Origin of the sequence: Curtobacterium flaccumfaciens pv. betae (assembly GCF_026241855.1) — a bacterium.
GTDB lineage: Bacteria > Actinomycetota > Actinomycetes > Actinomycetales > Microbacteriaceae > Curtobacterium > Curtobacterium flaccumfaciens.
The window spans coordinates 1,880,668-1,900,971 of sequence record NZ_JAPJDC010000001.1 but is presented as its reverse complement, the minus strand read 5'-3'; the positions used below and the strand labels follow the sequence as shown (position 1 = coordinate 1,900,971).

Genomic DNA, 20,304 nt, shown 5'->3' with positions numbered 1-20,304 from the left:
GAACAAGTTGAGTTGTACCACGTACAATTCCGACATGGCAACCACGGTGGACGGCTCCGGCACGGCTCGCGGCGCGGCGACACGGGCGAAGATCCTCGCCGCGACGGCCGGACTGCTCAGCGCGGGCGCTCGGAGCGTCACCGTCAGCGAGGTCGCCCGGGCCGCGGGTGTCTACCCGAACCAGATCACGCACCACTACGGCTCGAAGGACCGTCTGGTGCTCGACGCCGCCTTCGCGTTGTTCCTCCGCGACACCACGCGACTGCAGGCGGCCGGCCGTCGTGCGCGCTCGCCGGAGTCGTTCCGACAGGTCCTCGCCCGCACCGCCCTCGCGATGCCGTCGACCCCGCTCGTGGTGCGCGCGCTCGGGGCAGCCGGGGACGACCCGGCGCAGCGTGAGCGCGTGCGGCTGCTGCTCGCCGTGCTGTTCCGGCAGTCCGAGCGCTACCTGGAGCGCGTCGTCGCCGACCAGGGCTGGACCAGCCCGAGCGGTGTCGCCCGGGACGCCCGCACGTTCTGGAGCGCCGTGTTCGGTGCCACCCTGCTCGCAGACGCCGGGGTCACCGGCGGCCCCTCGGACCTCGACCTGGCGGGGACGATCTCGATCCGTTGACCGGGACGGGCACCGCCGCCGGGGGCTCCCCCGGCGGCGGTGTCACTCGCCGAAGCCGGACCGGACCAGTTCCACCAGGGCGTCGACTGCGGACTGCGCGTCCTGCCCGGACGCGTCGATCGACACCGTCGCACCCTTCGGCAGCGCCAGGGCCATGATCGCCAGCAGGCTCTTCGCGTCCACGCCGTTGACGTGCACGCTCGCGTCGTACTTCGCCGCCGTCTTCACGAACTCCGCGGCGGGCCGGGCGTGCAGCCCGGTCTCGTTGACCAGCTCGACCGACGCGCTGACGCGGTCGGACCCGGCCGCGTCGTCGACGGGGGCAGCCCCGTCGGCCGGCCCCGTGCCTCCAGGCTGGTCACCGGACGGACGGGAGGCGCTGCTCGCGTCCGCCTCGGAACCCGCGGCCGATGCCGCGGCAGCCAGGACCGCGTCGGCGTCACCGCCCGTCTGGGCGGCGACCGCTGCCGCCACCGTGCCCTCGACCAACGGGGCCTGCGACACGTGGACGCGGGCTCGGACGTCGTCGTCCAGGAAGTCGAGCGCGGTGTCGGTCGTCAGGTAGGCGGAGCCGAGGTCGCACAGGACCACGACGGCATCCGCCTGGGCGAGTTCCTCGATGCCGGCGGTGATCGCCTCGAACGACGTGCCGATGCCGCCGTCGTCCGTGCCGCCCGCGGCGACGAGCGGCACGTCCGCAGCCATCTGCCGTGCCAGCTCGACGGTGCCCGTCGCGATCGCCGCGCTGTGCGAGACGACCAGGATGCCGACGGTCACGCTGCGTCCACCGCTGCGCGCAGGATGTACGCGGTCGACTGCGCACCGGGGTCGCGGTAGCCGATCGCGCGGTCGCCGAGGTAGCTCGCGCGGCCCTTGTGAGCGACGAGCGGCTCGGTGTCCGCCGCACCCCGTGCGGCGGCGTCGGCTGCTGCGGTGAGCACGGCCTTCGGGTCGTCGCCGGCACCGGCAGCAGCTGCTGCGGCGTCGACCGCGGGGCTCCACGCGTCGACCATCGTCTTGTCGCCGACCGCGGCCTTGCCGCGGGACACGACTCCGTCGCGGGCGGCGGTGAGGACGGCGACGAGGGTGTCCGTGTCGAGTTCGGCCGCGTCACCGGCAGCCTGTGCCGCCTTCAGGTAGGCGGTGCCGAAGAGCGGGCCGGCAGCTCCGCCCACGGTCGAGATGAGCTTCGTCGCAACGGTCTTGAGGACGGCCCCCGGGGTGTCGAAGGACCCGGAGTCGACGGCCTCGAGCACGGCCCGGAACCCGCGGTCGAGGTTCTCGCCGTGGTCGCCGTCCCCGATCTCACGGTCGAGCGTGACGAGCTCGGCGCGGTGTTCGTCGATCGTCGCGGCGGTGCGACGGACCCAGTCGATGGCCCATGCGGTGTCGAGCGCCAATGCGGTTCCCTTCGTGTGTCCGGCCCGGTGGGCCCGGTGTCGTGGTCCGGTGGTCGAGCGGTCGTGGTCGGTTGCGGTCGCGGTTGCGGTCGCGGTTGCGGTTGCGATCGCGGTCGCTCAGCGTCCCCAGCGCAGGGCCGGGGTCTCCACCGGGGCGTCCCAGAGGGCAGTGAGTTCGTCGTCGAGCACCGTGACGGTGAGCGAGAACCCCTGCATCTCGAGGGACGTGACGTAGTCGCCGACCAAACTACGCGTGACCTGGTAGCCGCGGTCGGAGAGGACCTCGGCGGCGCGTCGGTACGCGATGTAGAGCTCGGACAGCGGGGTACCGCCCATGCCGTTCACCAGGAGCAGCAGCGACGAACCGGCCGGAGCGTCGAGGTCGGTCAGGATCGGTTCGAGCACGCGGTCGACCAGCTCGTCCGCCGGTGCCATCGCGATCCGCTCGCGGCCCGGCTCGCCGTGGATGCCGATGCCGAGCTCGACCTCGTCGTCGGCCAGCACGAACGACGGCTCCCCCGCGTGCGGGACGGTGCCCGACGCCAGCGCGAGCCCCATCGACCGCGTGACGTCGTTGACGTGCCGGGCCACGGCGGCGACCGCGTCCAGGTCGTCCCCGCGCTCGGCGGCGGCGCCGGCGCACTTCTCCACCACGACGGTCCCGGCGACACCGCGACGGCCGGCGGTGAACAGGGAGTCCTGCACCGCGACGTCGTCGTCCACCACGACGGACTCGACGCGGACGTCGTCCATCGCCGCGAGTTCTGCCGCCGTCTCGAAGTTGAGCACGTCGCCGGTGTAGTTCTTCACGATGTGCAGCACGCCCGCACCGCCGTCGACGGCCTTCGTCGCGGCGACGATCGGGTCGGGCGTCGGGCTCGTGAACACCGGGCCGGGCACGGCGGCGTCGAGCATGCCGTACCCGACGAAGCCGGCGTGCAGCGGCTCGTGGCCGCTGCCACCGCCGCTGACGATCCCGACCTTGCCGGCGACGGGTGCGTCAGCGCGGTGCAGGTGGATCGGGTCCTCGACCAGGACGACGTGTCCGGCGTGTGCCCGGGCGAAGCCCCGGACGGTCTCCTCGACCACGGCTTGCGGGTCGTTGATGAGCTTCTTCATGCGGTGCCTCCACGGGTACGGGGTCGAACCGTGGCGGTCACACCGCGCGTCGTCGACCGGAGTGCGCCCAATCTACATCGACGGCACGGGCAGCCGTCCGTTCCCGATGCACGTTCGTGCACCATGCCGAGGACGCGTCACCGGCTCAGGATCGTGCAGGGGACACTCCTCCTGCACGTTCGTGCACGATGCCGCACTTCGCTCACGAATTCATCGCCGGGCCGTGAACCGCATCACTATGGTTGGCCTCAATCACTCAACGGGGAGTGCGGCGCAGCACGGCCGGACCCCCACCCTCACGCACTGGAGGTCACCGATGGACGGCATCGGCGTCAATTTCCTGTCCGAGCTCGTCGGTACGGCGATGCTCATCATCCTGGGTGGCGGCGTCGTCGCCGCCGTGTCGCTGGCGAAGTCGAAGGGCTTCGGAGCCGGGTTCCTGATGGTCACGATCGGCTGGGGCTTCGCGGTCTTCGCCGGTGCCACCGTGGCCTACAAGTCCGGCGGTCAGCTCAACCCCGCGGTCAGCCTCGCGCAGGCGATCCTCGGCAAGATCACCATCGGTGAGATGTTCCTCTTCTGGATCGCCCAGCTCATCGGTGCGGTCATCGGTGCCGTCATCGTCTGGCTCGCCTACAAGCAGCACTTCGACGAGGAGCCCGACGCCGCTGCCAAGCTCGGCGTCTTCTCGACCGGCCCCGCGATCCGCTCGTACGGCTGGAACCTCGTCACCGAGATCATCGGCACCTTCGTCCTGGTCTTCGTCGTCCTCGCCTTCACCAACGGCGGGACCCCCACGGACCTCGGCGCCATCCCCGTCGCGTTCCTCGTGATCGCGATCGGTGTCAGCCTCGGTGGCCCCACCGGCTACGCCATCAACCCCGCCCGTGACCTCGGCCCCCGCATCGCGCACGCCTTCCTGCCCATCAAGGGCAAGGGCTCGAGCGACTGGGCCTACGCCTGGGTGCCGGTCGTCGGACCACTGATCGGTGGCGCCCTCGCCGCTGGCCTGTCCGTCGCCCTGCTGCCCGTCGTCAGCTGACCCACCCCACCCCGAAGGCGTGGACGGCCGTTCCGTACGACCGAGCACGCACCGCACCGAACACCCGTAAGGAGCACCAATGGCCGACTACATCGTCGCCATCGACCAGGGCACGACCTCGACCCGAGCAATCGTGTTCGACCACTCCGGTTCGATCATCTCGACCGGGCAGAAGGAACACGAGCAGATCTTCCCGCGCGCCGGGTGGGTCGAGCACGACCCCGCCGAGATCTGGGACAACACCCGCGAGGTGATCGGTCAGGCACTGTCGCGTGCCGACATCACGCGCCACGACGTCGCAGCCGTCGGCATCACCAACCAGCGCGAGACCGCCGTCGTCTGGGACAAGACCACCGGCAAGCCGATCTACAACGCGATCGTCTGGCAGGACACCCGCACGCAGGCGCTCGTCGACAAGCTCGCCGACGGCGACACCGACAAGTACAAGGCCATCGTCGGCCTGCCGCTCGCGACGTACTTCGCCGGGACCAAGATCATGTGGATCCTCGAGAACGTCGAGGGTGCTCGTGAGAAAGCCGAGGCGGGCGACCTGCTCTTCGGCACCACCGACACCTGGGTCCTCTGGAACCTGACCGGTGGCGTCGACGGCGGCGTCCACAAGACCGACGTCACGAACGCGTCCCGCACGCTGTTCATGGACCTCGAGACGCTGCAGTGGCGCGACGACATCCTCGCCGACTTCGGCGTCCCGAAGTCGATGCTCCCCGAGATCGTCAGCTCCTCCGAGGTCTACGGTCACGTCGAGTCCTCGAGCCTGCTGCGCGAGGTCCCGATCGCCGGCATCCTCGGTGACCAGCAGGCAGCGACCTTCGGTCAGGCCGCGTTCGACCAGGGCGAGTCGAAGAACACCTACGGCACCGGCAACTTCCTGATCTTCAACACCGGTACCGAGATCGTCCGCTCCGAGAACGGCCTGCTCACCACCGTCGGCTACAAGCTCGGCGACCAGGAGACGCACTACGCCCTCGAGGGTTCGATCGCCGTCACGGGCTCGCTCATCCAGTGGCTCCGCGACAACCTCGGTCTGATCGGCAGCGCCCCGGAGGTCGAGGCCCTGGCCAAGACCGTCGAGGACAACGGCGGCGTGTACTTCGTGCCGGCGTTCTCCGGGCTCTTCGCGCCGTACTGGCGTCCGGACGCCCGCGGTGCGATCGTCGGCCTCACCCGCTTCGTCAACAAGGGGCACATCGCGCGTGCCGCCCTCGAAGCGACGGCGCTGCAGACCCGCGAGGTCCTCGACGCGGTCAACGCCGACTCCGGCGTGGACCTGACCGAGCTCAAGGTCGACGGTGGCATGACCGCGAACAGCGAGCTCATGCAGTTCCAGGCCGACATGCTCAACGTGCCGGTCGTCCGGCCGGTCGTCGCGGAGACGACGGCGCTCGGTGCGGCCTACGCCGCTGGTCTCGCGGTCGGCTTCTGGGCCAACCTCGACGAGCTCCGTGCCAACTGGCAGGAGGACAAGCGCTGGGAGCCCCAGCTCGACGCCGCCGAGCGCGAGCGCACGCTCCGCCTGTGGAAGAAGGCCGTCACGAAGACCTTCGACTGGGTCGACGAGGACGTGCAGTAACGAAGCACGCGCACGCTGACCGCGTGCACTGAACGCACCGACGGGAGGCCCGGTGCCGGTTCCTGGAACCGGCACCGGGCCTCCTGTGCGTTGCGTCTCCTGCGCGTCGGGCGCGGCCGGTCGTCGGGTCGTCGGATCGTCGGGTGGTTGCCGGCGCGGTGCGGCAGGGTGCGGTTCGGGTGGAGGCGGCGTGGACTACGCGGCGGGAGCTGCGCCGACCCAATCAGCCAGTTTGCGCGCACCGGCGCCGGAGTCGACCGCCTCGGCAGCGACGACGAGCTGCTCGCGGAACCGCTGCAGGATCGGCCGGTCGGACTCGTTCGGGTCCTGCGCCAGGCGGAACGAGACGAGGCCGGCCGCGGCGTTCAGCAGGACGATGTCGCGGACGGGTCCGGTCTCCCCCGCGAGCACCCGGTGGACGACGTCGGCGTTGTGCTCGGGGTCGCCGCCGAGCAGGTCGTCCGTGCGTGCCCGGGCGATGCCGAGGTCCCGCGGGTCGAGGTCGTGCTCGGTCACGCGGCCGCCGGTGACCTCCCAGATGTGACTGTGCCCGGTGGTCGTCAGCTCGTCGAGTCCGTCGTCGCCGCGGAACACGAGGGCCGTCGCGCCGCGCGTCTGGAACACGCCCGTGATGATCGGGACGAGCTCGAGCTGGGCGACACCCACGGCGTTCGCCTCGCACCGCGCGGGGTTGACGAGCGGGCCGAGGAAGTTGAACACCGTCGGTACGCCGATCTCGCGCCGGACCGGGCCTGCGTGGGCGAAACCGGGGTGGAACGCGTTGGCGAAGGCGAAGGTCAGCCCGACACGCCGGAAGGTGTCCGCGACACGCGCGGCGTCCATCGTGAGATCGAGTCCGAGGGCGGCGAGCACGTCGCTCGACCCGGACTTCGACGAGCTGGCCTTGTTGCCGTGCTTGACGACGGGGACCCCGGCGGCAGCGATCACGATGGCCGCCATGGTCGAGATGTTCACGGTGCCGACCACGTCGCCGCCGGTCCCGACGATGTCGAGCGCCATCGGGTCGACGTCGAGCGGAACCGCGGCGTCCAGGATCGCGTCGCGGAACCCGACGACCTCGTCGACGGTCTCGCCCTTCGCGCGGAGCGTCACGGCGAAGGCTGCGATCTGTGCCTGGGTGGCGCGCCCGTGCACGATCTCCTCCATGGCCCATGTGGATTGCCTGATCGTCAGGTCCTCGCGCGCCATGAGCGCGCTGATCACCGCTGGCCAAGAAAGTGCGTCAGGCATGGCTCGATCGTAGTGAATTCGAGAGACCCGCCAGTCTCCTGCGAAAACACTGTCGGGGGTTTCGGCCATAATGGAGGACGTGACTAGCACCTCTCTCTCCAGATCAGCCAGCGGTCCGGCCCTCAACAGGCCGAACGCCGTGGCCGTGGGGACGATCGTGTGGCTGGGCAGCGAGGTCATGTTCTTCGCCGGCCTGTTCGCGATCTACTTCACGCTCCGCAGCACGTCCCCTGAGCTCTGGGCGACCGAGACCGCGAAGCTCGAGGTGCCCTTCGCCTCCGTGAACACGATCATCCTGGTGCTGTCCAGCTTCGCCTGCCAGTTCGCCGTGTTCGCTGCGGAGCGCTTCCAGGTGCACCGGACGAGCTGGAACCCTCGCCACTGGGGCATGACGGAGTGGTTCTTCGTCACCTACGCGATGGGTGCGATCTTCGTCTGCGGCCAGATCTTCGAGTACGCCAACCTCTGGCACGAGGGCGTGACGCTCTCCTCCAGCGCCTACGGCTCGGCGTTCTACATGACCACCGGGTTCCACGGGCTCCACGTGACCGGTGGCCTCATCGCCTTCCTGCTGACGCTCGGCCGCGGTTTCGCCGCCAAGAACTTCGGCCACAAGGAAGCGACCACCGCCATCGTCGTGTCGTACTACTGGCACTTCGTCGACGTCGTGTGGATCTTCCTCTTCGCCGTCATCTACCTTCTCAAGTAGGAACTGGACACCCCCCAGCACATGTTCAACAGAACCAAGTCCAAGAAGGGCCGCCGTTCACCGATGGCGACCGTGTCGCTCATCGTCGTGGGTCTCATGACCACCGGTGGCGCGTACGCACTGTTCAGCTCCACGGCGAACGCCGACGACAGCACGAACACCGTCGCCGCCTCGAGCCAGTCGCAGGTGAACGAGGGCGAGAAGCTCTTCGCCTCGAACTGCGCCACCTGCCACGGTCTCTCCGCGCAGGGCACGAGCGAGGGCCCGTCCCTCATCGGTGTCGGTGCCGCGTCGGTCGACTTCCAGGTCGGCACCGGCCGCATGCCGATGGCCGCTCAGGGCCCGCAGGCCGAAGAGAAGCCCGCGCAGTTCACGGACGAGCAGGTCGACGCACTCGCGCAGTACGTCGCCTCCCTCGGCCCCGGCCCGTCGGTCCCGTCCACCGAGCTCACCAACGGTGAGGACGGCGACGCTGCCGAAGGCGCCGAGCTGTTCCGCATCAACTGCGCCATGTGCCACAACGTGGCCGGCGCCGGTGGTGCACTGACCGAGGGCAAGTACGCCCCGAGCCTCGAGACGGTTTCCGGCAAGCACATCTACGAGGCCATGCTCACCGGCCCGCAGAACATGCCGGTCTTCAACGACCTGAACCTGACGCCGGAGCAGAAGGCCGACATCATCACGTACCTCAAGTACGTGCAGGACAACAAGTCCCCCGGTGGCTTCGCACTCGGCTCCCTGGGGCCGGTCGCCGAGGGTCTGTTCATCTGGATCTTCGGACTCGGCGCGGTCGTCGCGATGACCGTCTGGCTGACCGCGAAGTCCAACTGATCGTCCGTGTCGAACGACACTGAAGGGAACACCATGGCAGAGCACGACGACGAGACGCTGAACTCGTCCTCGGCTGTCGAGAAGCACGGCACGACCACCTCCCCCGGGATCGCGGTCCTCCCCGTCGACCCGTTCGAGAACCCGGGCGAGCCGCCGCACCGCCCGCGTCGCACCGATGTCGACCCGAAGAAGCAGCGTCTGGCCGAGCGCCAGGTCGCCGCCTACTTCTACCTGTCGATCGTCGGCAGCGTCCTGTCGATCGCGGCGTACGTCGCCTTCCCGATCGACCCGAGCGACTTCGGGACGGTCCGCACCGCGAACCTCTTCCTGGGCCTGTCGATCGCCCTCGCGCTCCTCGCCCTCGGCCTCGGTGCCGTCTACTGGTCGAAGTCGCTCGTCGTCGACCGCGAGATCACCGAGCTCCGTCACGGCACCCGCGGCACCGACGCGACCCGCGCCAAGGCGGTCGAGGCGTTCCAGCTCGCCGACAAGGAGTCCGGTTTCAGCCGGCGCAAGCTGATCCGCAACTCGATGATCGGTGCCCTGGCCGCCTTCCCGCTCCCCGGCATCGTCCTGGTCCGTGACCTCGCTCCGGCCGAGGACCCCAACGAGCTGCTCCGCCACACCTTCTGGAAGCAGGGCCTGCGCCTGACGAAGGACCCGACGGGTCTGCCGATCAAGGCCTCCGACGTCACCATCGGTTCGGTGTTCCACGTCATCCCCGAGGGCATGCTCGAGTCCGAGCACATGCTGGAGGAGAAGGCGAAGGCCTCCGTCCTCCTGATGCGTCTGGACCCGAAGGACCTCAACCCGTCCAAGGGCCACGAGAACTGGGGCTACGACGGCATCGTCGCGTACTCCAAGATCTGCACCCACGTCGGTTGCCCCGTCGCGCTCTACGAACAGCAGACGCACCACCTGCTGTGCCCGTGCCACCAGTCCACCTTCGATGTCTCGAACAACTGCGAGGTCATCTTCGGTCCGGCAGCACGCCCCCTCCCCCAACTTCCGATCGCGATCGACGACGACGGCTACCTGGTTGCCCAGAGCGACTTCCACGAGCCGGTCGGACCGTCCTTCTGGGAGCGTGAACGCTGATGACCAGCACCACCACCACCGCACCGAACACGTCGTCGAACAAGCCGGCGCCGGAGCGCGGATCCCGCATCATCGGCGGGGTCGCCAACTACATCGACGAGCGCACCAGCATCTCGGGCCTCGTCAAGGAAGTCGGCCGGAAGATCTTCCCGGACCACTGGAGCTTCATGCTCGGCGAGGTGGCGCTGTACAGCTTCGTCGTCGTGCTGCTCTCCGGGACCTTCCTGACGTTCTTCTTCCAGGCGTCCATGACCGAGGTCGTCTACAACGGCTCGTACGTCCCGCTCAAGGGCGTGGCGATGTCGACGGCCCTGCAGTCCACGCTCGACATCTCGTTCGACATCCGCGGCGGGCTCTTCGTCCGTCAGGTCCACCACTGGGCGGCCCTGCTGTTCGTGGCGTCGATCATGCTGCACATGGCCCGCGTGTTCTTCACCGGTGCCTTCCGCAAGCCGCGTGAGCTCAACTGGGTCTTCGGCTTCCTGCTCTGGGTCCTCGCCATGGCCGAGGGCTTCACCGGCTACTCGCTCCCCGACGACCTGCTCTCCGGAAACGGTCTGCGGATCATCGTCGGCATGATCGAGGGTGTCCCGGTCATCGGCGTCTGGATCGCCTACCTGCTGTTCGGTGGCGAGTTCCCGGGGACCGACATCGTCGGCCGCCTGTACACGCTGCACATCCTGCTGCTGCCGGCGATCCTCGTCGCGGTGCTCGGTGTCCACCTCGTGCTCGTCGTGATCAACAAGCACACGCAGTTCGCCGGTCCGGGCAAGACCAACGAGAACGTCGTCGGTGTCCCGATCCTCCCGGCGTTCGCCGCGAAGGCCGGTGGGTTCTTCTTCATCGTCGCGGGCATCCTGGCCCTCATCGCGTCGCTGTTCACGATCAACCCGATCTGGAACTACGGCCCGTACGACCCCTCCCCGGTGTCCGCTGGTACCCAGCCCGACTGGTACATCGGCTTCGCCGACGGCGCGCTCCGACTGGTCCCGCCGCACTGGGAGGTCGTGTGGTTCGGCTACACGGTGTCGTTCAACATCCTGGCGCCGATCGCGGTCCTGGTGCTGCTCATCCTGGCGATCCTGCTCTACCCCTTCATCGAGGCGTGGGTCACGGGCGACAAGCGTGAGCACCACATCCTCGACCGTCCGCGCAACGCCCCGACGCGCACGGCGTTCGGTGCCGCTGGCATCACGCTCTACGCCAGCCTCTGGGCAGCAGCATCGTCGGACATCATCGCGACGCACTTCCTGGTGTCGATCGAACACGTGATCCACGTGATCCAGGCGACGACGGTCCTCGGTCCGTTCATCGCCTTCTGGATCACGAAGCGTGTCTGCCTCGCCCTCCAGAAGAAGGACCGCGAGATCGTCCTGCACGGCTACGAGTCGGGTCGCATCGTCCGACTCCCCCACGGCGAGTACATCGAGGTGCACGAGCAGCTCGACGAGTACGAGCGCTGGAAGCTCCTGCAGTTCAACGAGTACAAGCCGCTGATGATCCGCCCGAACGCCAAGGGCAAGATCACGGGTCTGCAGAAGGTCCGCGCCGGCGTCTCCCGCTTCTTCTTCGAGGACCGCATCGAGCCGGTTTCGAAGGCAGAGCTCGAGGCAGCGCACGCCGCGCACCACGGCCCGAACCTCGAGGGTGGCCACCAGGCTCCCCAGGTCGGCCCCGGCGATCACTGATCGGTAGCACGAAGCAACCCCCGTCACGATGTGGCGGGGGTTTCTTCGTGTGAGGGGCAACACGCCGCCCCCAGTTCACGGCTGGTTCACTCCCGCGTGCTGGACTCGTCCAGGACGGTGTGGCAACGTGTTGCACCACGCATCCGCCAACGGAATGAGACCCCGATGGACAGCCGGACGGCCGAACACCCCAGGCCGAACCACTTCCTCCTCCACCTCAGCGACACGCACCTCGTCTCCGGGGACCGCAACCTGTACGGCGATGTCGACTCCGCCGCTCGGCTCACGCAGATCGTCGCTGACATCGAAGCCTCGGGCACCCGTCCCGAAGCGATCGTCGTCACTGGCGACGTGGCCGACAAGGGCGAGCCGGGCGCGTACGCCCGTGTCCGCGAGATCCTCGAGCCGGCCGCGCAGCGCATCGGCGCGCAGGTGATCTGGGCGATGGGCAACCACGACGAGCGCGGTGCCTTCCGCCAGGAGCTCTTCGGCCTGCAGCCCACCGATCGCCCGGTCGACTTCGTCTACGACGTCAACGGGCTCCGCGTGATCACCCTCGACACCAGCGTGCCGGGTCACCACCACGGCGAGGTCTCCCCCGAGCAGCTCGACTGGCTCGCCGAGGTCCTGTCCGAGGCTGCGCCGCACGGCACCATCCTGGCGATGCACCACCCGCCCGTACCGAGCGTCCAGGACCTCACCGTCCTCGTCGAGTTGCGTGACCAGCAGGCCCTGGCCGAGGTCGTCGAGGGCAGCGACGTCCTCGCCATCATCGCCGGTCACCTGCACTACTCGACCAGTGCCGTGTTCGCCGGCATCCCGGTGTCCGTCGCCAGCGCCACCTGCTACACCCAGGACCTCACCGAGTACCAGGGCGGCACCCGCGGCCGTGACGGTGCGCAGTCGTTCAACCTCGTGCACGTCTACGGGCACAACGTCGTCCACTCGGTGGTGCCGATCGGGCACTACGCCACCGTCGGGCAGCCCGTCTCCGCGCTCGAGACCGAGGCGAAGCTCGCCGCACACGGCGTGACGATCCCCGCGGCCGTGGAGCCGGCACCGGTCACCTCGAGTATCCCGGTGTTCACGCTCGACTCGGTGCCCGTCTCCCCCGTCCACCGGTAGCGCCGCGCACTTCGCGTGCAGAAGAGGTCGGGTCCGTCATGCGGACCCGACCTCTTCTGCTCACCAAGGGCGGCCGCGAGCGGTCACGACTCCCCGTCAGTGCGCGGCGAGTGGTCACGTTCCGTCGGCTGGCGGCTCGGCAATCAACAGTTCGTGACCGCTCGGCGGGCAGCCAACGGGGTGTCGTGACCGCGCGGCGTCGTGTACGTCCCGACGGCACGCCCGACGGTCGGCCCGACAGCCGGGAGGCCCGTGGCGGGCCCGACCCGCGCCTCCCGGCCCGCGGAGTGGTCACGACACACCGCCGGTGCTGCGTCGCGTGGTCATGTTCCGTCGTTTGCCGGCGGCGCAGCCGACGGGCTGTGACCGCCCGGTGTGTGGGTGGCGGGGAGTCGTGACCGGTGGAGGGTCCGAACCGGGGGCTGGGTTCCGGGTCCGGGCTCGCAGGCTCGCCCGGAGCGCCCCAGCAGGCCGCTGGCGCGTCCTGGGCGTCCCATGGGACCGGGCTCGCAGGCTCGCCCGGAGCGCCCCAGCAGGCCGCTGGCGCGTCCTAAGCGCTGGGGCGCTCCCACGGCGCGGGGAACGGGAAGTAACGCTCGAGGAAGTCCGTCACGCGCTGCGTGCGCTCCTCGTCGCTGACCTCCGGGAAGCTGCCGTCGTTGAGGCAGAAGAAGTCCACGTTCCGCTTCTTCAGCAGCTCGTCGAGGGCCTTGAGCCCGGAGACCATGGTCGTGTCGATGTACCCGACGGCCGCGTTCTCCTGGATGATCGCCCGACCGGTGAGCAGCGAGTAGTAGTGGTACAGCGAGTTCGTCACCGAGATGTTGTCGGCGGCGCGGAAGCGTGACGCCGCTGTGGCCGCGAACTCGTCGGCGAACTCGTGCTCCATCTCGGTCATGATCGAGGCGCGCAGGGGCGTCGGGGCATGCTCAAGGTGCCGGGTCGTCACCGCACCGAAGCGCTGCTGCAGCAGGCGACGGTTCACGCGGGCGGAGTTCTCGAAACCGCTGCGCGCCGGGTTGTTGGAGCCGAGGCCGATCCGGGTCGACGCGAGGATGAACTTCGTGACCGATCCCGGGCTGTAGAACGCCGAGGGGTCGACGAGGCGTCCGAAGAACATGTCGTCGTTCGAGTAGATGAAGTGCTCGCTGATGCCCGGGATGTGGTGCAGCTGCGACTCGACGGCCTGCGAGTTGTGGGTCGGCAGGACGGACGGGTCGGCGAAGAACTCCTCGCTGCGGACGATCCTGACCTTCGGGTGATCGGCGAGCCAGTGCGGTGCCGGGGAGTCCGTCGCGATGTAGATCTTGCGGATCCACGGTGCGAAGGTGTGCACCGAGCGGAGCGCGTACTTCAGCTCGTCGATCTGGCGGAACCGGGCCGGGGCGTCGTCGCCCTCGCCCAGGACGGCGTTCGACTGTGCGGCCTGGCGGGCGCGCTGGTACTCGATGGCGTTGCCGTCGACCCATGAGAAGACGATGTCGATCGGGAAGCGGATGTCCGAGACGTGGTCGTCGAACATGTGCTCGACGGTTCGCCAGGTGCGGCCGTAGCGTTCGATGTCGACGAGCACGAACTCGTCGATCGGCAGGCTGCGACGCATCAGGGCGTTCTCGACGGGAGCGAGGACCTCGATGTCGGTGACGCGCCAGAACTCGAGCTGGACGCTCGTCTCGGCGCCGTAGCGCAGGCGTCCGAGCGGCTCGAGCCGCGGGCGGAACACGCGGAGCACCGGTTCTTCGAGGGAGCCGAGTCCGTCGTCCTGCACGAGCACCGCCGGCTTGCCCGGGGGCTTCGCGTAGAAGGGCTCGTTGACGGCCGCGGACATCACGGCGCTCTCCGCGCGCTGGCGGTCACGCTCGTCGAGGGCGATCACCGGGCGCTGGTCGTTGCCGCGGATGAGCAGGTGGTCGACGTCAGCCGCGGTGAGCGCGTCGTCGAGGAACAGCAGGTCCTCGATCATCGACTGCTGGGGCGTGAGGTGTCCGTTGATCAGGGTCAGTCGCCCCTTGCGGACGACGACGTCGGATCGGTCGAGACCGCCGGAGGACGGTCGAGGGTTCAGCAGAGGACTCTCGGTCACCGGCTCGGTCTCGTCGTTCATCCATGCCCTTCGGGTCGTGCGGTCGGGTCCTGTACCCGACCTGCCGATCCTACCGTCCGTCCGACTCGCGGGGCACCTTGACGACGATGCCCACCACGATGAAGAGCGCGGCGGCGACCAGTTGCAGGGCCGCCCACACCTGTCCGGGGATCGGCACCGTGACGAGCGGGTTCCAGCAGACGGCGACGGCGGCCATGAGGAGGGCTGCCCACCAGACCTTCCCGCGCACGCTGAAGACGAGCACGATCAGCGCGAGCACCGTGACGCCCCAGCGGGCGAAGACGAAGCCCGACGAGTCGACGATGGCGACGCAGGCCAGCAGCACGATCGCCGCGATCATCGACGGTGCCAGCGCCGGGCGGGTGAAGGGCGGCGTGGCACGGGCACCGCTGGCCGGTGCGGCCGGTGCGGGTCGAGGGGACCCTGCGGGCACGCCGTGCTGGGACGACCCCACCGGGGGCCGCCCCTTGCGAGCGGCCATCAGTCCGAGGAACCGTCGAGGTCGATCGCCTGGATCGACCGCGACATCGGCGGCAGGTCGCGGACGCGCTCGAGCGCCGGTACCAGTTCACCGACCAGCGCGCGGTAGCCCTCTTCGGTCAGGTGCAGGCCGTCCTCGGTGAAGCGCGCGTCCAGGTGGTCGCCGTCGGCCAGGGCGGGCCAGGCGTCGAGGTACTGCGCGTGGCAGGTGGCGACGAACTGCCGGAGGTGCCGGTTGGCCTGTTCGATCTTCGTGGCGTACTCGGCCTGCCGGGGCAGGATCGACACGAGCAGCAGACGTACGCCCGGCAGCTCGCGGCGGAGCGTGACGAGGATGGTCTCGACGTTGCGGACCACGTGCTCGGCGCTGGCGCGGTGGTTGCCGAAGTCGTTCGTGCCGATGAGCAGCACGATCACCTCGGGCTGCTCGGCGACGACGGCGTCGAGGCGCGTCAGCACGCCGTCGGTCGTGTCGCCGCCGATGCCCTGGTTCAGCGTGTGCTCGTCGGGGAGCCACGTGTCCCAGTCACCCTGTTCGGTGATGCTGTCCCCCAGGAAGAGGACGGGGCTGCGGTCGTCGGTCATGCTGCCTCCTCGTGCGCCGGCTCGGGGGTCTCGGTCTGCTGCGTCCGGTTGCGCTGCGTGGACCCGGTGTGGTCGGACTCCCGCTCGGCGGCGGCGGTGATGCGCTCGACCATACCGGGGAAGATGATGCCGTGGAACGGCAGGATGCCGTACCAGTACAGCCGGCCGGCGAGTCCCTGCGGGAAGTAGATCGCCCGCTGGTGGTAGTCGCTGCCGCCGTCGGGGTTCGGTGTGACGGTCATCTCGAGCCACGCACGACCGGGCGACTTGAACTCGGCGCGGAGCCGCAGGTACCGGCCGCGCTCCAGTCGTTCGACGCGCCACCAGTCGAGCGCGTCGCCCTGCTCGAGGCGCTGCTGGTCACGACGCCCGCGGTTCAGGCCGACGCCGCCGGCGATCTTGTCCATCCAGCCACGGGCGACCCAGGCGAGCGGGAACGAGTACCAGCCGTTGTCCCCGCCGATCGACTCGACGACGCGCCAGACGTCCTCGGCGGAGGCACTGGAGTGCCGCTTCCGGTCGTCGACGTAGACCGTGTGCCCGGCCCAATCGGGGTCGTTCGGCATCGGGTCGGCCGAGGCGCTCGAGAGCGTCGCGCTCCGCCAGCTCGTCTGGACCTGACCGCTGCGCATCTTGTTCAGCGCGAGGCGGACGGCCCGACGGTACGAGGTGAGCCCGCCCTCGGGCTGCGGCACGACGTCGTCGATGTCGTGCTCGCGCTGCACGCACTCGAACTGCAGCGACTCGATGATCGGCGTCGCGAGCTTGCGTGGGATCGGGGTGACGGCGTTGAACCAGTGTGCGGCGAGGCGCGGGGTGAGCACCGGCAGGACCGTGATCGGGCGCTGGGGCAGCTTCGCCTCGACCGCGTAGCCGTTCAGCATCTGGCCGTACCGCAGGACGTCGGGGCCGCCGATGTCAAAGGTGCGGTTGACGTCGGCTGGGACGTCGAGCGCGGCCACCAGGTAGTACAGGACGTCGCGGACCGCGATCGGCTGGATGTGGTTGCGGACCCAGCGCGGCGCGGGCATCCACGGCAGGACGTCGGTCAGGTGCCGGATCATCTCGAACGAGGTGCTGCCCGAGCCGATCACGACCCCGGCCTGGTACGCCACCGTCGGCACGCCCGAGCCGAGGAGGATCTCCCCCACCTCCTTGCGGCTGCGGAGGTGCTTCGACAGCTCACCGTCCGGGTGCAGCCCGCCCAGGTAGACGAACCGGCTGACGCCGGCCGCCTTCGCCTCGCGCGCCATGGTCTCCGCGGCCTCGCGCTCGGCGGTCTCGAAGTCGCCGTCGGCCCCCATCGCGTGGGCCAGGTAGTAGACCGCCTCGATCCCGTCGACGGCGGCGCGCACCGCCTCGGCGTCCTGGAGATCGCCCTCCGCGACGTCGACCTCACTGCTCCACGGGACGTCCTGGAGCTTCCGGGGGTTACGCACGAACACCCGGACGGAGTGGCCGGCTTCGAGGAGACGAGGGACGAGACGACCACCGATGTACCCGGTGGCGCCGGTGACGAGGACCTGCATGCCCTGCACGCTACGCGGCACGCCTGACGGGTAGGCTTGCCGGGTGGACAACGCAGCCTTCCCCGTCACCGTCGATGCCGTCCGCGGCCTCATCGACCACGCGATCCTGAAGCCCGAACTCACCCGCGCGGACGTCGACGCCCAGCTCGACGAAGCCGCCGCCCACCGCGTCTTCAGCGTCTGCGTCCGTCCGAGCGACGTCGCCCACGCCGTCGAGCGCCTCACGGGCACCGGTGTCGGCGTCGGCACCGTGATCGGCTTCCCGCACGGCACCACGTCCACCGCGGCGAAGGTCGCCGAGTCGCTGCAGGCCCTGGCCGACGGCGCGTTCGAGCTCGACATGGTGCAGAACATCGGCACCGCGAAGTCGGGCGACTGGCAGCGCGTCGAGCAGGACGTCCGCGCGGTCGTCGACGCCGCCGGCGACACCGTCGTCAAGGTGATCCTCGAGACCGCGTTCCTGACCGACGACGAGATCGTCGCGGCCTCGCGTGCGGCACAGACCGCCGGCGCGGCCTTCGTGAAGACCTCGACCGGGTTCGCCGGCGGCGGCGCGACGGCCGAGCACATCGCCCTCATGCGCCGCACGGTCGGTGCCGACACCGGCGTGAAGGCCTCCGGCGGCGTCCGCGGGCTCGACACCCTGCTCGAGATGGTCGAGGCTGGCGCGAACCGCATCGGCACGAGCGCCTCGGCCCGCATCCTCGACGAGGTCGCGCACCGCGCGGAGACGGGTGCCGCCTCGGCGCTCGGCGACGACACGACGTCCTACTGAACCCACGGGCTGAGCCGACCTGGCTGAGCCCACCGGGCTGAGCCCACGCGCCCAGCACGACCCACCACGACCAGGCCGGTGCCTACCGGACGCGACGACGCGTCGGCGACCCGCACCGTGCCTCCAGACCGCCGCATCGGAGCGCGCATGTCCAGCACCGCACCTCAGTCCCCCGCCCTCGCCCTGGCCGTCGACCTCGGCGGCACGAAGGTCGAGGCCGCGCTCGTCACCGACCAGGGCGTCGTGCTGCCGGCGACCCGGTTCCGCAGCCCCACCGGGCCCCAGCGCACCTCGGACGAGCTGCAGGCCGCCGTCGACGAGGTCGTCACGGCCGCGCTCGGCGCGCTGCCGGCCGACGCGACGCTCGTGGGTGTCGGCGTCGGTTCCGCCGGGCCCGTCGACGAGGAGCACGGCCTCGTCTCCCCGCTCAACATGCCGGTCTGGCGTGGCCACCCGCTGCGCGACCGGATCGCGGCGCTCGTGCCGGGCGACGTCCCGGTGACGCTCCGGATGGACGGCCTGGCGATCACCCTTGCCGAGCACTGGGTCGGCGCGGCCCAGGGGTACGAACACGTCATGGGCATGATCGTCTCCACCGGCGTCGGCGGCGGGCTCATCCTGCACGGTCGCACCGTCAGCGGACCGACGGGCAACGCCGGCCACATCGGCCACGTCGAGTGCGGCGGTTACGACGACCCCTGCGCCTGCGGGGGCACCGGTTGCCTCGAGGCGATCGCCAGCGGCCCGAAGACCGTGGCCTGGGCACGTCGTCAGGGCTTCGCGGGCACGACCGGCGAGGAGCTCTCGGCCGCCTACGCCGCCGGCGACGAGATCGCCGTCGCCGCGGTCCAGCGGAGCGGCCGTGCCCTCGGGCAGGCCATCGCCGCCGCCACGAGCCTGGTCGACCTCGAGATCGTCGCCATCGGCGGCGGGTTCTCGCACGTCACGCCGGACCTGTTCGAGTACGCCCGGCAGGCCGTGGCGGAGCGTGTCGAGTTCGGGTTCGTCACGAAGGTGCAGATCGTGCCGACCGGGTTGTCCCAGGACGGTCCGCTCATCGGTGCCGCGGCGCTCGTGCACCGCGCCGACGTCCTGCGCTGAGCGCGCGCGTCCCGTCCGGCCGGGCCCGATCCGGCGCGCGGGCGCGGCTGGTCGCGTCGTCGACGCGGCCCACGCCGTGGACGTGACCGGCGACGGCCTGGAGGAGCGGTGCGGGCCCGCCACGAGCCTCCCGGCAGGTGGGTGGCTTGTCCACAGGCCTGTCGGTCGCCCGCGCAGGTCAGGCAGGATGTGCGGGTGCCCCGCCCGCGACTGCTGACCAGTGACGACTGGCCGGAACCCGAGCTGCGTGCGGCGGTCCTGGCCGGCGAGGTGGTCGCCGTCGGTCCCTGCTGGGCCTCCCCCGCCGAACCGCAGACGCCGTGGTTGCGCGCCGCCGCTGCAGCATGGGTCCTGCGGGACGCGCGCCTGATCGCCTGCACGCTGACCGCCGCGTGGATCTGGGGTGCGGTGTCCCGGCCGCCGGCGCCGCTCGAGGCCTGCATCCCGCCGCAGGTGCGCGTGCACGTCGGGCCGGACGTCCGCCTGCGAGAGGTCCGGATCGACGTCGCGGACACCGTCGAGCTCTCGCGGCTGCGGGTCACGCTGCCGACGCGGACCGCGGTCGACCTGCTCCGGACGCCGGGGCCGACGGCCGGTGCGTTCGGGGTGGCCGAGGCGACGGCCGTGCACGGGTTGCTCGCGATCGGGGCGGTCACGGTCGCCGAGCTGCAGGCGCGCCTGAGGTCGCTCGGGACGATTCCCATGGTGCGGCAGGCTGAGCGGCGGTTGTGGGGGCTGCCGGGGTTGCCGGGGCTGCCTGATGCGGCAGGGGGCGCTGGGGGCGCTGGGGGCGCTGTCCGCTAGGGCGTCGCCGGCGCGTTCGCCGAGCGGTCAGGACACCCCGCTCGCTTCCGCCGAGTGGTCGCGGACCGTCGGTTGGCTGGGCCGCGGCTGACGGTTCGTGACCGGTCGACGGTGCCCGTGCGACGAGTGGTGACCGGTGGACGGGCGGGAGGCACGGGAGGCGCGGGGCGGGGCTGCCGCGGGCCTCCGGTCGGGCGCGTGGGGGCGGTCAAGACACCCCGCTCGCGTTCGCCGAGTGGTCGCGGACTGTCGGTTGGCCGGGCCCCGGCCGACGGTTCGTGACCGGTCGGCGGTGCCGGTACGACGAGTCGTGACCGGCGGATGGGGCTGAGTCACGGGAGGCGCGGGGCGGGGCTGCCGTGGGCCTCCGGTCGGGCGCGTGGGGGCGGTCAGGACACCCCGCTCGCGTCCGCCGAGTGGTCGCGGACTGTCGGTTGGCAGGGCCCCGGCTGACGGTTC

At 70.3% G+C, this 20,304-nt stretch carries 19 protein-coding genes; 11 read left to right on the top strand and 8 right to left on the bottom strand.

The window, feature by feature from the left end; translation table 11 throughout:
* Positions 1–34 precede the first annotated feature (34 nt).
* Positions 35–613, top strand: coding sequence for a TetR/AcrR family transcriptional regulator C-terminal domain-containing protein (locus tag ORG17_RS09040; RefSeq protein WP_214527942.1), 579 nt, complete (start codon positions 35–37; stop codon positions 611–613).
* Positions 614–655: 42 nt separating this feature from the next.
* Here the strand turns inward: ORG17_RS09040 and dhaM are convergent, their stop codons facing one another.
* From dhaM to dhaK, 3 genes are all read right to left on the bottom strand, one after another.
* Positions 656–1,390: a dihydroxyacetone kinase phosphoryl donor subunit DhaM gene (dhaM, locus tag ORG17_RS09035; protein ID WP_214527943.1), complete on the bottom strand. Its 735-nt coding sequence runs from the start codon at positions 1,388–1,390 to the stop codon at positions 656–658.
* A complete protein-coding gene (dhaL, locus tag ORG17_RS09030) occupies positions 1,387–2,013 on the bottom strand; it encodes a dihydroxyacetone kinase subunit DhaL (protein WP_214527944.1) in 627 nt (208 codons plus the stop codon). The genes dhaM and dhaL overlap by 4 nt, the downstream gene beginning before the upstream one ends.
* Positions 2,014–2,130: 117 nt before the next feature.
* Positions 2,131–3,132 carry a dihydroxyacetone kinase subunit DhaK gene (dhaK, locus tag ORG17_RS09025; RefSeq protein ID WP_027465620.1) on the bottom strand — a complete coding sequence of 334 codons (1,002 nt, stop codon included), beginning with the start codon at positions 3,130–3,132 and terminating at the stop codon, positions 2,131–2,133.
* 316 nt (positions 3,133–3,448) lie between these two features.
* Here dhaK and ORG17_RS09020 point away from each other — a divergent pair, with 316 nt between their 5' ends.
* Positions 3,449–4,174, top strand: coding sequence for an MIP/aquaporin family protein (locus tag ORG17_RS09020; protein ID WP_214527945.1), 726 nt, complete (start codon positions 3,449–3,451; stop codon positions 4,172–4,174).
* A gap of 79 nt (positions 4,175–4,253) precedes the next feature.
* Positions 4,254–5,765: a glycerol kinase GlpK gene (gene glpK / locus ORG17_RS09015; protein ID WP_017887334.1), complete on the top strand. Its 1,512-nt coding sequence runs from the start codon at positions 4,254–4,256 to the stop codon at positions 5,763–5,765.
* A 195-nt stretch (positions 5,766–5,960) separates the two neighbouring features.
* Here glpK and trpD read toward each other — a convergent pair whose 3' ends face one another.
* Positions 5,961–7,016, bottom strand: a complete 1,056-nt coding sequence (trpD, locus tag ORG17_RS09010) for an anthranilate phosphoribosyltransferase (RefSeq protein ID WP_214527946.1) — start codon at positions 7,014–7,016, stop codon at positions 5,961–5,963.
* A gap of 70 nt (positions 7,017–7,086) precedes the next feature.
* Here trpD and ctaE point away from each other — a divergent pair, with 70 nt between their 5' ends.
* The 5 genes from ctaE to ORG17_RS08985 all read left to right on the top strand — a co-directional run bounded on the left by ctaE (position 7,087) and on the right by ORG17_RS08985 (position 12,467).
* Positions 7,087–7,725, top strand: coding sequence for an aa3-type cytochrome oxidase subunit III (gene ctaE, locus ORG17_RS09005; protein WP_027465617.1), 639 nt, complete (start codon positions 7,087–7,089; stop codon positions 7,723–7,725).
* Positions 7,726–7,746: 21 nt separating this feature from the next.
* Positions 7,747–8,556, top strand: coding sequence for a cytochrome bc1 complex diheme cytochrome c subunit (qcrC, locus tag ORG17_RS09000; RefSeq protein WP_027465616.1), 810 nt, complete (start codon positions 7,747–7,749; stop codon positions 8,554–8,556).
* Positions 8,557–8,589: 33 nt separating this feature from the next.
* Complete coding sequence (gene qcrA / locus ORG17_RS08995) at positions 8,590–9,654, top strand: cytochrome bc1 complex Rieske iron-sulfur subunit (RefSeq protein ID WP_027465615.1); 1,065 nt, start codon at positions 8,590–8,592, stop codon at positions 9,652–9,654.
* Entirely contained in the window at positions 9,654–11,342 is a 1,689-nt protein-coding gene (qcrB, locus tag ORG17_RS08990) for a cytochrome bc1 complex cytochrome b subunit (RefSeq protein ID WP_071244691.1), read from the top strand. Before qcrA ends, qcrB begins: the two co-directional genes overlap by 1 nt.
* 165 nt (positions 11,343–11,507) lie before the next feature.
* A complete protein-coding gene (locus ORG17_RS08985; protein ID WP_163343615.1) occupies positions 11,508–12,467 on the top strand; it encodes a phosphodiesterase in 960 nt (319 codons plus the stop codon).
* 550 nt (positions 12,468–13,017) lie between these two features.
* Here the strand turns inward: ORG17_RS08985 and ORG17_RS08980 are convergent.
* The 4 genes from ORG17_RS08980 to ORG17_RS08965 are packed head-to-tail and all read right to left on the bottom strand — an operon-like array spanning position 13,018 to position 17,165.
* On the bottom strand, positions 13,018–14,571 hold the full coding sequence (locus ORG17_RS08980; protein WP_214527947.1) for a stealth conserved region 3 domain-containing protein: 1,554 nt from the start codon (positions 14,569–14,571) through the stop codon (positions 13,018–13,020).
* Positions 14,572–14,620: 49 nt separating this feature from the next.
* Positions 14,621–15,052, bottom strand: a complete 432-nt coding sequence (locus ORG17_RS08975) for a DUF6804 family protein (protein ID WP_083404122.1) — start codon at positions 15,050–15,052, stop codon at positions 14,621–14,623.
* On the bottom strand, positions 15,052–15,636 hold the full coding sequence (locus ORG17_RS08970) for a GDSL-type esterase/lipase family protein (RefSeq protein ID WP_071244688.1): 585 nt from the start codon (positions 15,634–15,636) through the stop codon (positions 15,052–15,054). Before ORG17_RS08970 ends, ORG17_RS08975 begins: the two co-directional genes overlap by 1 nt.
* A complete protein-coding gene (locus tag ORG17_RS08965) occupies positions 15,633–17,165 on the bottom strand; it encodes an SDR family oxidoreductase (RefSeq protein WP_250892599.1) in 1,533 nt (510 codons plus the stop codon). Before ORG17_RS08965 ends, ORG17_RS08970 begins: the two co-directional genes overlap by 4 nt.
* 43 nt (positions 17,166–17,208) lie before the next feature.
* On the opposite strand from ORG17_RS08965, the gene deoC reads away from it, so the two are divergent.
* The 3 genes from deoC (at position 17,209) to ORG17_RS08950 (ending at position 19,845) form a co-directional block, all read left to right on the top strand.
* Positions 17,209–17,940, top strand: a complete 732-nt coding sequence (gene deoC / locus ORG17_RS08960) for a deoxyribose-phosphate aldolase (RefSeq protein WP_214527948.1) — start codon at positions 17,209–17,211, stop codon at positions 17,938–17,940.
* A gap of 147 nt (positions 17,941–18,087) precedes the next feature.
* Entirely contained in the window at positions 18,088–19,041 is a 954-nt protein-coding gene (locus ORG17_RS08955) for an ROK family protein (RefSeq protein WP_214527949.1), read from the top strand.
* 195 nt (positions 19,042–19,236) lie between these two features.
* Positions 19,237–19,845, top strand: coding sequence for a hypothetical protein (locus ORG17_RS08950; protein ID WP_214585986.1), 609 nt, complete (start codon positions 19,237–19,239; stop codon positions 19,843–19,845).
* Positions 19,846–20,304: the final 459 nt, after the last annotated feature.